This window comes from Mesorhizobium sp. WSM4850, assembly GCF_055811735.1.
This window is the reverse complement of sequence record NZ_JBVVPV010000042.1, coordinates 1-13,768: the sequence shown is the minus strand read 5'-3', so window position 1 is coordinate 13,768 and position 13,768 is coordinate 1. Positions and strand designations below refer to the sequence as shown.

At 57.3% G+C, this 13,768-nt stretch carries 14 protein-coding genes; 12 read left to right on the top strand and 2 right to left on the bottom strand.

All coding sequences use genetic code 11. The annotated features are described in order from the left end of the window. Positions 1–135: 135 nt before the first annotated feature. The 12 genes from AC0L2Z_RS28210 (at position 136) to virB11 (ending at position 10,010) form a co-directional block, all read left to right on the top strand. Positions 136–501, top strand: coding sequence for a hypothetical protein (locus tag AC0L2Z_RS28210; protein ID WP_473479364.1), 366 nt, complete (start codon positions 136–138; stop codon positions 499–501). A gap of 74 nt (positions 502–575) precedes the next feature. Next, positions 576–1,358, top strand: a complete 783-nt coding sequence (locus tag AC0L2Z_RS28205) for a type IV secretion system lytic transglycosylase VirB1 (protein WP_473479366.1) — start codon at positions 576–578, stop codon at positions 1,356–1,358. A 14-nt stretch (positions 1,359–1,372) separates the two neighbouring features. Then, positions 1,373–1,738 (top strand): pilin major subunit VirB2, encoded by a 366-nt coding sequence (gene virB2 / locus AC0L2Z_RS28200; RefSeq protein ID WP_473479368.1) that lies wholly within the window; start codon positions 1,373–1,375, stop codon positions 1,736–1,738. Continuing rightward, complete coding sequence (locus tag AC0L2Z_RS28195; protein WP_473479370.1) at positions 1,738–2,064, top strand: type IV secretion system protein VirB3; 327 nt, start codon at positions 1,738–1,740, stop codon at positions 2,062–2,064. The genes virB2 and AC0L2Z_RS28195 overlap by 1 nt, the downstream gene beginning before the upstream one ends. Beyond that, entirely contained in the window at positions 2,064–4,433 is a 2,370-nt protein-coding gene (virB4, locus tag AC0L2Z_RS28190) for a type IV secretion/conjugal transfer ATPase VirB4 (RefSeq protein ID WP_473479372.1), read from the top strand. Before AC0L2Z_RS28195 ends, virB4 begins: the two co-directional genes overlap by 1 nt. Positions 4,434–4,446: 13 nt before the next feature. Then, on the top strand, positions 4,447–5,127 hold the full coding sequence (locus AC0L2Z_RS28185; RefSeq protein WP_473479374.1) for a TrbJ/VirB5 family protein: 681 nt from the start codon (positions 4,447–4,449) through the stop codon (positions 5,125–5,127). Between the two features lie 58 nt (positions 5,128–5,185). After that, positions 5,186–6,073: a type IV secretion system protein gene (locus tag AC0L2Z_RS28180; RefSeq protein WP_473479378.1), complete on the top strand. Its 888-nt coding sequence runs from the start codon at positions 5,186–5,188 to the stop codon at positions 6,071–6,073. Between the two features lie 27 nt (positions 6,074–6,100). Then, on the top strand, positions 6,101–6,259 hold the full coding sequence (locus tag AC0L2Z_RS28175; protein ID WP_082827328.1) for a type IV secretion system lipoprotein VirB7: 159 nt from the start codon (positions 6,101–6,103) through the stop codon (positions 6,257–6,259). Further along, positions 6,256–6,969 (top strand): type IV secretion system protein VirB8, encoded by a 714-nt coding sequence (locus AC0L2Z_RS28170; RefSeq protein WP_473479381.1) that lies wholly within the window; start codon positions 6,256–6,258, stop codon positions 6,967–6,969. Before AC0L2Z_RS28175 ends, AC0L2Z_RS28170 begins: the two co-directional genes overlap by 4 nt. Then, positions 6,966–7,847 carry a TrbG/VirB9 family P-type conjugative transfer protein gene (locus AC0L2Z_RS28165; protein WP_473479384.1) on the top strand — a complete coding sequence of 294 codons (882 nt, stop codon included), beginning with the start codon at positions 6,966–6,968 and terminating at the stop codon, positions 7,845–7,847. The genes AC0L2Z_RS28170 and AC0L2Z_RS28165 overlap by 4 nt, the downstream gene beginning before the upstream one ends. Beyond that, positions 7,844–8,986 (top strand): type IV secretion system protein VirB10, encoded by a 1,143-nt coding sequence (gene virB10 / locus AC0L2Z_RS28160; protein ID WP_473479386.1) that lies wholly within the window; start codon positions 7,844–7,846, stop codon positions 8,984–8,986. The genes AC0L2Z_RS28165 and virB10 overlap by 4 nt, the downstream gene beginning before the upstream one ends. Beyond that, positions 8,970–10,010 carry a P-type DNA transfer ATPase VirB11 gene (gene virB11 / locus AC0L2Z_RS28155; RefSeq protein WP_473479389.1) on the top strand — a complete coding sequence of 347 codons (1,041 nt, stop codon included), beginning with the start codon at positions 8,970–8,972 and terminating at the stop codon, positions 10,008–10,010. Before virB10 ends, virB11 begins: the two co-directional genes overlap by 17 nt. 127 nt (positions 10,011–10,137) lie before the next feature. Here virB11 and AC0L2Z_RS28150 read toward each other — a convergent pair whose 3' ends face one another. Both AC0L2Z_RS28150 and AC0L2Z_RS28145 read right to left on the bottom strand, forming a co-directional pair. Beyond that, positions 10,138–12,699 (bottom strand): two-component system VirA-like sensor kinase, encoded by a 2,562-nt coding sequence (locus tag AC0L2Z_RS28150; protein ID WP_473629887.1) that lies wholly within the window; start codon positions 12,697–12,699, stop codon positions 10,138–10,140. A gap of 131 nt (positions 12,700–12,830) precedes the next feature. Beyond that, on the bottom strand, positions 12,831–13,583 hold the full coding sequence (locus AC0L2Z_RS28145; RefSeq protein WP_473489534.1) for a carbonic anhydrase: 753 nt from the start codon (positions 13,581–13,583) through the stop codon (positions 12,831–12,833). Positions 13,584–13,768: the final 185 nt, after the last annotated feature.

Here is a 13,768-nt window from a genome sequence, read left to right as displayed (position 1 = left end):
ACCAGGCTCGCACCAGGATGGGCTGCGCCGCCACGTCTTCCCCGTTGACCCTCGCCCCCGCGGATTTGCGCCTTCGAGCCAGCTTCGCGGACGAGCTCGCGTCTCAAGCAATGATCTGAGTGTGCAGGGCCGCGCATGGCTGCTCTTAAAGCACCGGCAGCATACCGGCAAAGTTGGGCTGCTTTATCGCCTTCGTCGATTCCCCACGGTGATCCCGAGCCTGAACAAACCCGCCAAGCTTCCCATTTTGTCCTTGGCTTGGCGCTGACAGAAGATCCCATCACCATCCATGACGACGAAGTCGCGGGCCCCGGTCCAAGAGCAACGGACGGCGGGGACGAGCAATCCTGCACAGGAGTCATCATACCAAGATGCTCCGGATGTCGCTGGCTGATCGGGCCCGCGCACTCACGCATGCGCAAGATGCTCACCCATGCTGACACGAACACGGTCTTTGCTTCAGTTGAAACCGAAAAGCTGAAATTGAACATCACAGAGTAACAAACCTCCCCGATAAGCGCGTGCCGGACAGGGCCAGAACCCGTCCGGCGGCTTGGAAAGGTAGGTGATAGGGAATGTTTATTGCAGCTTGGCCCCTGGCCATCGTCCTGTTGACATCCATGTCACTCCCAGCCGAGCCCGCGCCACTTTCTCCCCGTGAGTTCCACAGCCTGTCGCGCAAATGCGCTCCATGGGTTGCGCCGTCCACCCTCGCCGCGATTGCCAAGGTTGAAAGTGGCTTTGAAACACTGGTGGCTCATGACAACACCACAGGTGAGCAGCTTCGCTGGATAGATCACCTGGAAGCCACGCGGGGCATCAAGCACCGCCTCGAAGCACAACATTCTGTCGACGTTGGATTGATGCAGATAAACAGCAACAACTTTCCCATACTCAATCTCACGCCGGAAAAGGCTTTCGAGCCCTGCGCCTCGCTTTCGGCTGCCGCCCACTTACTTGAAAGCCGGTATGCCGGCGGCGCGACTGCTTTGGCGCAGCAACTGGCGCTTCGCCGTGCCATCTCGGCCTATAACACGGGCGACGTCACGCGTGGCTTCGCCAACGGTTATGTACGCAAGGTCGAGTCGGCCGCAAAGGACATGTCAAGTCTCCTTGAGCGAACGCTGGAGCCCACCGCTCAAGATGTGCCAGACCTCGAGGCACCCGGTCGGAAAGACGTGCCGCCTCTGCTCCAACAGAGCCAACAGGCCAATAGAAAGCAGCCCAACCAAAATTCCTGGGACATCTGGGGCTCCTATCAGTCAAACCGCTCCGGGGCCGATCCCTCCGGTCCGACAGGCAGCCAGGCTGCGGAAGAGCGGGAACCCTCGAACCCGAACAAACTCGTATTCGATTGAATCATGGAGATGCAATGATGAAGCCACTCAAAATATTTCGTGCGTTTAAAACGCGTGTTCCTTTGCCTTTTTTCATGCTGCGCATGGCGGCTGAATATGTACCGGCCGCTGCTGCGGGCGTTGCGTGGACGGTCTTGTCCAGCGGGCCAGCCGCGGCCCAGGTGACCGGAGGGACGGATCCTGCCAAGATGGTCCAGAATATCTGCACCTTCATACTTGGCCCCTTCGGACAATCGCTGGCCGTGCTCGGACTCGTGGCCATCGGTATCTCCTGGATGTTCGGTCGTGCTTCACTTGGCCTGGTTGCGGGCGTCGTTGGAGGAATCGTCATCATGTTTGGCGCCAGCTTCCTGGGCAAGGCGCTCATAGGCGGCGGCTGATGAGCGACCGGTTGGAAGTGAGCACCCTCTATGTGGCGGCGACACGCCCCGCACTTTTTCTGGGGGTGCCGCTGACGCTGGCCGGAGCGCTCATGATGTTGGCGGGGCTCGTCATCATTATCCTTAAGAACCCACTTTATGAAATCGTGCTCGTGCCACTCTGGTTCGGAGCACGGCTGATCGTTGAGCGTGACTATAACGCCGCAAGCGTCGCGTTCCTCTATTTGCAGACCGCCGGCAGAAGCGTGGACGGACAGGTCTGGGGCGGCGCGAGCGTCAGCGCCAATCCGATCAGAGTGCCGAAACGCGGAAGAGGAATGGTGTAATGTTTGGCGCCAGTGGCCGGACCGAGAGATCTGGCGAGATCTACCTTCCGTATGTCGGTCATCTAAGCGATCAGGTTGTCCTTCTGGAGGACGGATCGATCATGGCCATGGCACATGTGAACGGGCTGCCGTTTGATTTGGAGGACGCTGAGATGCGCAACTCGCGCTGCCGCGCGTTCAACACTCTCTTGCGCAACATCGCCGACGACAATGTCACGCTATACGCCCATCTTGTGCGAAACAACGATGTGCCGGAGCCGGCATCGCGCCAGTTTCAAAGCGCATTCGCTGACAGTCTGAACGAGGCCTATGAGAGCCGTGTGCTGTCGGGCAAGCTGTTTCGCAACGATCACTTCCTCACTGTCGTCGTGTTCCCCCGCACCGCAATCGGCAAGATCGGCTGGCGCATTGCCAAATCCCCCAGACGCAATGACAACGATCTGGCCACACAAATTCGAAGCCTGGAGGACCTCTGGCAGATCATTGCTGGGTCGCTCGGCGGTTACGGTCTGCGCCGGTTGGGTATTCGTGAGAAAGGCAACGTGCTCTTCACGGAAATCGGTGAGGCGCTTCGGCTGATAATGACGTGCCGGTTTCTCCCGGTTCCGATGGTTACCGGCTCACTTGGCGCCTCGATCTACACTGACCAAGTCATCTGCGGGAAGCGGGCGCTTGAGATTCGACGACCCGGGGGCAGCTCCGTGGGATCATTGTTTTCGTTCCGTGAATATCCCGCGACCACGCGGCCAGGCATGCTAAATCCCTTGCTGTCCGCCAACTTTCCGCTTGTCCTCAGCCAGAGCTTTTCCTTCCTCACTCGGCCACAAGCTCATGCGAAGCTTAGCCTTAAGTCCAGCCAGATGACGAGCGCCGGCGACAAGGCTCTCACCCAGATCAATGAACTTGCCGAGGCAGAGGACGCACTGGCAAGCAACGAGTTCGTCATGGGTTCGCATCATCTGAGCCTGTGCGTCCATGCCGACAGCCTCAACAGCCTTGCAGATCGTGCAGCAAATGCGCGCGCAAGGCTGGCCGACGCGGGCGCCGTTATCGTCCAAGAGGGTATCGGCATGGAGGCCGCGTACTGGTCCCAACTTCCGGGGAACAACAGGTGGCGCACACGCCCGGGGGCGATCACCTCGCACAATTTTGCCGGGCTTGTGTCATTTGAAAACTTCCCAAGCGGTTCCACTTCCGGCCACTGGGGCAAAGCGGTTGCGCGCTTTCGCACGAACGGTGGAACTTCTTTCGACTACATCCCCCATGAGGATGACGTCGGCATGACGGCGATATTCGGGCCCGTCGGCAAAGGCAAGACGACGCTGATGACCTTTATCCTCGCGATGCTTGAGCAAAGCCTGGTCGATCGCGATGGTGCCATCGTATTTTTCGATAAGGACCGGGGTGGTGAACTGCTGGTGCGAGCCACGGGGGGGACATATCTAGCCTTGCGCAGAGGCGCTCCGAGCGGCTTGGCCCCCTTGCGTGGACTGGACAACACCTCCGCCTCGTTGGACTTTCTGCGCGAATGGTTGATGGCCCTAATCGAGAGTGACGGCCGTGGTCCGATCTCGCCGGAGGAAAGCCGTCGACTAGAACGTGGCATTGTTCGTCAACTTTCGTTCGAACCCGTCATGCGCTCAATTGCGGGCCTACGCGAATTTCTGCTGCACAGCCCCTCCGAGGGCGCAGGAGCACGGCTGCAGCGGTGGTGTAGAGGGAATGCGCTTGGATGGGCCTTTGACGGCGATGTCGACGAAGTAAGACTGGATGCCTCCATTACAGGCTTCGACATGACGCAGCTCCTGGAATTTGAGGAGGTCTGCGCGCCGGCTGCCGCATATCTTCTGCACCGCGTGGGCGCTGTTGTCGATGGCCGTCGGTTTGTCATGAGCTGCGACGAATTTCGCTTCTATCTGCTCAACCCCCAGTTCTCGGCTGTGATCGACAAGTTCTTGCTCACCGTCCGCAAAAACAACGGGATGTTGATACTCGCAACGCAGCAGCCTGAACACGTGCTTCAATCGCCCCTCGGAGCTAGTCTCGTTGCACAATGCATGACGAAGATTTTCTACCCATCACCGACGGCGGATCGGGCTGCGTATGTCGATGGCTTGAAGTGCACCACGCAGGAGTTCGAGGCAATCCGCCAGGGAATGGCAATTGGCAGCCGCAAGTTTTTGCTCAAGCGCGACAGCGGGAGTGTTGTTTGCGAATTCGACCTTGGGCAGATGCGCGAGTATGTAGCCGTACTCTCGGGGCGGGCCAACACCGTGCGCTTTGCCGACCAGCTTCGTGACCAGTACGGAGATGCCCCAAGTGGGTGGCTCGACAAGTTCATGGCTCGTTACCACGAAATTCAAGACTGACGGAGGAATATTCATGAGATTTGCCAAGCTTGCAGCAACAACGCTTGCTGCTTCCTTTCTGCTTAGCACACAGGCCCGGTCGCAATTTGTCGTCAGCGACCCGTTAACAGAAACACAAGTGACCTTAACAGCGGTTTCCAATGCGGCGATCCTTGAGAGGTCAATCGCGACGCTCGCTACCACGATCGAAATGGTGGATATGCTAAAGTCGTCATTCGGTGTCACAGGACTGTTGGGCGCACTGAACCAAGGAAATCACTACCCGTCGAGCAATAAGCTGGAGGGGCAGATGTTTGATGCTCGGGCGCCAGTTTCGACCATGGCGCGTAACATTGCGCAGGACCCAACTCGGATAGTCACCGGCACCGATGCAGAAGGGAAACTGTTAGAGGGGCAAATCGCTGGTGCCGCCAATGCCGCAGGTCTTGCAGCCGACACTCTGGACGTAATGGACAAGCGCCTTAGGGCTAACGACAACACGCTTGGTCAGCTTTCCAGCTCGAGAAATATTGTGCAGGCCACCGTGACCAACGGTCTGGTCCTCAAGCAGATTCACGATGCGATCATCCAAAATGTCCAGGCCACCAGTCTGCTGACGATGGCCACTGCACAAGGGAGCCTTCACGCAGTGGAGGAGGCCGCCACGCAGCGTCGGGAACGCCAGGACACCGCCAAGATGTTCAGCCTGCCGTGAACCACACAGAGTTCATCCGGCTCAACTCCGCTGATCAGGGACAAATCAGGCTCATGCCATGAATTTCAGCATTCCCGCGCCATTCACGGCCATACACACGGTCTTTCATGTGGCCTTCACGTCAGGGCTGCACAACGTGCTTGAAAAAATCCAAGAGGCGATCAGCGCGCCTCTGGTTGCTTGTGTGACGCTTTGGATAATAATCCAAGGCTGTCTGGTCATGCGTGGTCAAGTCGATGCGCGTGGAGGTATCTCTCGCGTAATCATGGTGTCGATTGTCGTCGGCCTTATCTTAGGGCAGGCCAACTACCAGAAATACATTGAAACGGTGTTCGACGACACGATTCCAAGGCTTGCTCACCAGATGAGTAGCAGCGACTTACCCTTCGTCGATATTCCCCGGAAGCTCGACTGGATGTTTGCTTCAACTCAGTATGCCTTTCAGATGATTGCATCCGAAATCGGGCCTATGAACGGCCAGGACACACTTGCTTTCGAGGGAGCGCAATGGATTTTCTACGGCTCGCTGTGGACAGCGTTCGAAATCTATGATGCCGTTGGAATTTTGACGAAGGTGCTCTTGGCGATCGGCCCCCTGGTTCTTGTCGGCTACCTTTTTGATCACACTCGAGACATGGCTACCAGATGGATCGGCCAACTTGTCTCGTACGGGCTGCTGCTTCTCCTTCTCAACATCGTTGCGACGATAGTTATCGCGGCCGAAGCAGTCGCGCTGACAGCCATGCTTGTTATGATCAAATTCTCGAGCACGACAGCAGCCAAGATCATCGGGCTTTACGAGATCGACATGCTTTTCCTGGCTGGCGACGCTCTGATCGTCGCACTTCCGACGATCGCCAGCAGCATCGCCGGCGGCTCTTGGTCAGGGGCGAACCGAGCTCCAAACAACCTCAATCGCTACTTTGCCAAAACGGCACGTGGTTAATCAATCAACAAGCGCGGTATCAAAAACATGAAACGCTATCTACTGTTGTCAATCCTCGCTTTGGCGGCCTGCAAGACAACCGATCGGCTTGCGACCTGCACGGGTACGCCATTCCAACTGAACGCGGGACAATGGGAAACCACACCTGAGGATCTTCAGGTTGAGTGTACGGAAGAGCCCAAGTGAAATTTCCTGAACATGCCCTTCTGGTGGAGAGAGAAACGCTAGCTGCTCACTACAAGAAGGTGGAAGCGTTTCAAACTTCACGAGCGAAGTCTGCGCGGCGCCTGTCAAAGGCCCTTATAGCCTTTGCGGCAGCGGCGGTCCTCGGAAATGTTGCCCAGGCATTTACCATCGCTGCCATGGTCCCGTTGGCCAAGCTCGTACCTGTGTTCCTCTGGGTGCGGCCGGACGGGACCGTTGACAGCGAAGTGTCAATCTCTCGACTGCCCGCAACTCAAGACCGAGCCGTCATAAATGCTTCGCTGTGGGAATATGTACGCCTGCGCGAGGGCTACACAGCAGATACAGCCCAATACGCCTATGACCTCGTGTCCAGTTTCAGCGCACCGGCTGTGCAACAGCAATATCAAGATTTCTTCAACTATCCAAATCCCACCTCGCCGCAAGTCACGGTCGGCAAGCGCGGCAAGCTCGAGGTCGGGCATATTTCCTCAAACGACCTCAGTCCCGACGTTCAACAGATCCGATACAAACGTATGCTTGTTGTCGATGGGCAGATGCCGATAGTGACCACATGGACAGCTACCATCCGTTACGAGCGCCTGACGGGTCTGCCTGGCCAATCGAGGCTCACCAATCCGGGAGGTCTACTCGTCACCTCCTATCAAGCCTCGGAAGATACCGTATCGAACCTGGGCTATGCGCAGCCATGACAAAAAGAGCATTTTTCGCGCTGGCCTGTTCACTCCTCTTCGCGACGGAAGCGTGCGCGGAAGACACGCCACTTGCCGGCAAGCATGATGCGCGGATGCGCTACCTGGCTTACCGTCCCGACGAAGTGGTGCGCCTATCGACCGCAGTGGGGGCAACGCTGGTTGTCACATTCGCGGCCAACGAGACCGTCGCAGCCGTGGCCGTTTCCAATAGCAAAGACCTGGCTGCGCTCCCGCGCGCCAACTATCTCTTTTTTAAGGCTAGCCGGATGCTGTCGCCGCAGCCGGTCATCGTGCTGGCCGAGAGCGAGTCCGGTACACGCAGATACGTCTTCAGTATTTCAACCAAACCGATGCCAAAACTTGATGAGCAGCAACCAGACCTATACTACAGTGTGCAGTTCACCTATCCTGCTGATGAGGCTGCTGCTCAGAGAAAGGAAGCAGAAAGGCGCTCGATTCTTGGCCAGGCCCGGGCGAAAGTGCTGCAAGACCAGAGAGTTCAGGATTTGTTGAATCGGCCCGCCGCAACTGCCAGTCCGGACGAAAGCAATTTTCACTACGTCGCAAAGGGCGATCGATCGCTGGCGCCGCTGGAAGTTTTCGATAATGGCTTTACGACCGTATTTGGCTTCGCAAGCAATTCCCGCATACCCTCCCTCTACGTTATCAATCCCGACGGGAAAGAAGCCGCTGCCAATTACACGGTCAAAGGGGACTATGTTGAAGTATCCGCAGTCGCCCGGGAATGGCGTCTGAGAGATGGCAATACGGTCTTGTCCATTTTCAACAGGGCTTATGATCCTGTGGGACGAGCGCCAGTGACCGGTACAGTGACACCCGACGTGTGGCGCGTTTTGAAAGGCTCGGGCCGATGAATGAAACCGGCCCACAGTCGGGACATGATGTCCATGCATCCGGATCGATGGTCTCGGAGCCGGCCCGCCGGCATGTTTCGGGATTGCAGAAGTTGGCCGTCGCTGCTCTTGTTCTCGTCTCATCTCTATCGCTCATCTGGCTCGGAGGTCGTCCCGGCACACAAGACGATCCGTCTCAGCCAAAACCGCCAATTGTCGCCAACGCCGAGCCATTCCGCCCTGTGCCAATTGAGATTGCTCCCGAACCTCCAGCACCCGTACAGGCGGCCCAGGCAGGAGATCCTGCGCCATCCGCGCCGCCCCCACCGGCGCCAGCTGATCCGCCGCCCGAGGAAACGCCAATTTTCGCCTACAGTAGCAGCAGTCAAATGCCCAATGACGGTCAGCGGAGCGAAGACAACCATAAGGATGCTCCCGCGACCGCGGATGAGATTTCAAACGGTGGCGATCTGTCAGGCCGATTGAAGCCAGATATACAGGAGCCGAGCCGGGCCACACTTATGCCGCACCCTGATCTCGTGATTACTCAAGGAACGATCATTCCGTGCATTTTGCAAACGGCAGTCGACACAAATTTACCCGGCTATGTGAAGTGCGTCTTACCTAAAGCCGTCCGCGGCGCCACCAACAATGTCGTGCTCTTGGATCGCGGGACGACCGTGATTGGCGAGATCCAGCGCGGTCTCCAGCAGGGGGATGCGCGTGTCTTCGTGCTATGGACGCGCATCGAAACACCTGACCATGCCCTCGTTTCGATAGCATCGCCGGGCGCTGACGAGCTCGGCCGCTCCGGAATGCCTGGCACGGTGGACAATCACTTCTGGCAACGCTTTGGCGGAGCGATGCTCATGAGCGTCATCCAAGGCGCGTTTCAGGCGGCCGGTCAATACGCGGCCAGCTCTGGCGGAGGAAGCGGCATCAACAGCTTCCAGAGCAATGGCGGACAAGCCGTCGAGACGACACTGAGAGCGACGATCAACGTTCCGCCAACTCTGAAGAAAAACCAGGGAGATGCTGTATCCATCTTTGTGGCTCGGGACCTCGATTTCTCAGATGTATACGATCTTAGAGCGACCGCCGTGGCGCCAGCCCCCCAACATCGCGAACGCCGGAGAGACAACAATGCGATCGGAGGCTGATCCTCAATTGCGTTTGCTTCTCGACCCCGTTCTGAAATGGCTTGAGGAGCCAAGGACCGAAGAGGTCGCTATCAACCGGCCTGGGGAAGCCTTTGTCCGACAGGCCGGCGTTTTCACGAAACATCCGCTGCCGCTATCTTATGACGATCTGGAGGACATCGCGATCCTCGCTGGAGCGCTGCGCAAGCAAGATGTCGGACCGCAAAGCCCCCTCTGTGCGACTGAGCTGCCGAACGGAGAGCGGCTGCAGATCTGTTTGCCGCCAGCTGTTCCCTCAGGAACAATAAGCCTGACGATACGGCGTCCCTCAAGTCGTGTGACCGAACTCAAGGAAGTTTCTTCTCGCTACGAATACTCGCGTTGGAATCAATGGCGGTCACGAAAGGAGCGCCAAGAGCGGCAGGACGAAACGATTCTTCAGCACTACGACCATGGTGACTTGGAGCAATTTTTGCAAGCGTGCGTTTGCGGGCGGCTCACGATGCTGCTTTGCGGACCTACTGGAAGCGGCAAAACGACAATGAGCAAGACTTTGATCAACGCTATACCCCCGCAAGAGAGACTGATAAGTATCGAGGACACGCTCGAACTTGCAATCCCGCACGAGAACCATGTCCGGTTACTCTATCCGAAGGACCGAGCAGGCGTAGGTGCGGTGACAGCCGAGCAACTGTTGCAAGCCAGCTTGCGCATGCGCCCTGATCGAATATTGCTTGGCGAGATGCGCGATGATGCTGCTTGGGCCTACCTTAGCGAAGTCGTCTCCGGCCATGCGGGATCAATATCAACGATTCATGGGGCTGATCCGGTCCAAGGCTTTAAAAAGCTCTTTTCACTCGTCAAGAGCAGCCCGCAAGGAGCCGCTGTGGAAGACCGCACGCTTCTTGACATGCTGTCGGCTGCCATTGACGTCATTGTACCGTTCCGTACCCAAGGCGAAGTGTATGAGGTGGGAGAGGTATGGCTCGCCGCCGATGCCCGGCGACGGGGAGAGACAGTAGCCGACCTTCTTAACAAGCACTAAGGCTAGCTAGAACAGCGTCTCGGGATCGATAAGTCGATTGTGATGTGACGCGTCATTTTGTTCTGCTTCGATGTCTTTTTGACGGGCCTTCTCAGATTGCTTGGGTAGCCTGAGCGAGTCGGCGGCATCATGCCATCATCATTGTACGAATTGCATGCTCCATTGCCCTGGACGAGACCGGCTTCGCTAGCCAAAGGACGAAGGCCTGATTATCAGATGTGACCGGCATGGGGTCGATTTCACCGACAACTATGACAGGCACCGTCATGAGGGTGGGGCATACGGATTCGGCCTGTCCTCGCTCGAGGAAAGGCGTTTTACCCAAAATTAGCAGGTCAGCTGCCTTCCCGCTCTCGATCCAGCCGCAAAGACTTTCGAAGGTCGCGAAGCCGACCGGCTTATAACCCAGCGCGGCGACCTCGTCCTTGTAGATCTCCAACTCTGCTGGATCGGGCTCGACGACTGCAATGATTTCTCCGTTGCCGAATGATCCGTCGTATGGACCGAAAGCGATGCCAGCGCTGACTGGCTCCTCCTCGGAGGCCGGTAAGTAGATATCAAAGCGCGTACCTCGGCCAACAGCCGAGGTGACGTCAAGGCATCCTGCGAGCGCGCTCACATGGCTGTCCACTGCAGCAAGACCCAGTCCGGTCCCGCCGACGCGAGAGCGCGTGGTAAAAAAGGGCTCAAAGATATGCGGAAGTACCGAACTTGCGATCCCTGGGCCATCGTCGCTGATGGAGAGGAGAACGTAATCTCCCGGTCTCAAGGTGCCCTGAGCGAGCGGCTTCGTTTGACGGACGTGGGCGCGAGAAACGCTAACCTCGACACGGCCCTCATTCAAGAGAGCCTCCGACGCGTTCTTGCACAGATTCATAAGAATCTGCTGTAGCTCGGTTGGGCTGCCCTCGATTACCGTTTGCCACTCGTTGATCTTGAAGTTCAACTGAACATCGGCACGAACTGTGACCCGCAGCAATGGCGCAAGATCCATAAGAATTTCAGAGACATTGAGAGGCACTGCCACGCGCTGTCGGTTTCGGCTGAGTGACAAAATCTGGTCAACGATCAGCTTTGCTCGGTGTCCAGCTAAGATGATTTGATCGATGTGGTTCCGAATTCTTGAGGGACGACGCACAAGACTTTTGGCAATCTCTGAGTATCCAATTATTGCTCCTAAAATATTGTTGAATTCATGTGTGACGCCGCTTGCGATTGTGCCGACAGTCCTCAGCCTTTCCACATGCTCCCATCGACTCACCAGAAGGTCGCGTTCCGCATTTATACGTTGCATTTCAAGATGGTTGCTTAAACGCACAATAGCACTGGCAAGAACCCGGAGGTCGTCTGCTGAGGGGAGTGAACGATCTCCTTCAAAAACAAGGATGCAAACCACAGCCTGCTGATCGGAGACCCGGCATCCAACAATTTGACACACACCGGAAGTGCCTATGGCGGTCCGAACCATTTCCGCCGCCGGAATGACGCGAAACACTGGCCGTCCGGGGCGGACAAGTGAAACGACTTGATCAATAAGCGCGACGTTCCAGACGGGTATGCACGTGTTGGCCACAAAGCACTCGGTATGCCTGCTGAGACTCGGATCCACCAGAGCAAGCGCGCATTGATCCGCATCGAAAACGCGTTGAACGAGTCTAAGCGCTGCTTCGGTGGAAAAGCACGCCGAGGCGTTGTTTGCTTTACTATCGTTGAAGCGAGCTACGATCTCACTCATTGCCGCTTCAAGCTCCAACCGCCTTTCCAGCCGTTTCGTCCGCAGATGCTGCCTGGAGGGCCGAATGATCGCAAACAAGCAGAGGCATATGGACACCAAGCCAAAGAAAAGTCGCGTACGCTGCGCTTGTGCGCTGGCCAAGCTGTAGCCTTTCAGATGCTCTCGCTCCAGTTCGACGGCCATGGAGAACGTGTCGAGGGATGCGATCTGATTGGCAGCTTGGTCCAACCTCCATAAAGAAGACAGGAAATTGCCCATAGCATCCGCGGCAGCTCGGGCCTGGCTCGGAGCAAGTCGGTCGAGAGGCTGATCCATCTGTGATGCGAGGGTGAGCCCCGGTTCAGCCGAAAACACGATCAGCTTCGAAAGTTCAACCCTGCCCGACGGTGCCCCCCCGAGGCGACCAATCGAGCGAGCAAGATCTGCGAGAGAGCTTTGCATAAGCTGATTTTGCTTGACCAAGGCTGAGATGGCAGCCTCTTTGTTTTCGATCGAGTTTATGAGCTGCGCGAGCAATTTGGATTGCCCGGAGCTCTCATCGGGCGAAATGTCGAGAGAGCGTTGCAAGTTTTCACGATCCCTTTGCAATGCCTGTCCGGTAGAAGCAACCGAACGGTAGTCCAATGCCATATCGGTCCGAGCGCGGGCGACGTCGCGCCGGAGCAATGCATCGTGGATCTGAATCGTTCGCAGCTGGCTTAGGACCGCGTCGTTGATCTGGGGCCCCTGCGTCCCGACCAAGAGCGCAATCGAGGCAGCTAGGGCGATTACATTTGCTTTGTCGAAACTGAGCCATGTTTCCCAAGGAAACGGCGTTTGATCCGCGGTGCACGCCTTGCGAAGGTCCAATCTGAATTCTAGCTCCCTATCCCTTCGGTGTGCTGCCGGATGCTGTTGGAACAGGAAAGCCACGTGTACCTCTCCCTCATAAGACGGTTTAAGACCGTCGCCCAATTGGTCTTGATCCGCGTCCAGGACTAGGATGAGCTCCCAAAGGGCCTCCGCGACGCGGAGCGCATCCTCACGATATTGGGGATCAGCCGTCGATATAGCGCACCAGTCTGGCCTCGCCCGTGACGGGGACCTCAGCCGAGGCCTAGGATGAAGCGCCGATTGTGTGAACGGATAGGCCGCGCGTTCAGGGGGTAGAGTGAGGTAAATCGCTCCATGTCTGCCGGGTCGACCTCAACCGGTTCCGTCGCCAGCATCCACTCGACGTTTTCGGTGCATGGCGGAGTCGTCAAGGATCCCGCATACGTCCAATAGCTAAGTGAGGCCGGTAGAAGCCCGTTGGGCTCGACCTCGTCGACCGCTGTTTCCTCACCTGAGATTGCGGGAAATGCTGCGGCAAGGCTGGCGAAGCTGGCATTTGTCGCGCCTGGCGCCAGAAACACGCCCAGCACACCCAGAGTGTCGCTGTCGGTGTCCTTATGGACGAAATGCGCTTCCATCGGAAAATTCTTGCCTGCCACGTAGTGTTCGCTCGGCGCATGGAAATGGAACTGTACCAGTTCGTAGACACGATCCCCGCGGGTGAGGGTGCTGCCTTGCGGCAGGTTGACTTGGATGGTGTGGCCGTTGTTCACCATCCTGCCGCCGGCCTTGTGCCAACCTATGGCGATGTGCGGAATATCCGCTTTGACCGCGCCCTTGATATCGATCGGCGATTGCTGCGTGCCCGCCGAGCAGACGAAATTTCCCTTGTCCAGCTCGCCCCAGTGTTCGGGCCCGGCCGGGCCGGCATATCCCCAATGGGTGCCCGCCGCCCCCACGGCATCAGCGCAAATGGAACACGCGCCGAGTGCAACGAACCCTTTGATCAGATTACGACGATGCATATTGCTTTCGCTCCTGGACGTGAACTGAGTTTATCATTTGCGGTTGGCATGGCGGGAACTGCGGTCGCAACTGTGATGTGGCAACATCATCGCAACTACGCCGAACAACTCGGCATACGACCAGAGCATCGCGCAGGGCTTCACGTCGGCGCATAGACGACATCCTCGTCGGGGCCGCCGCTGAG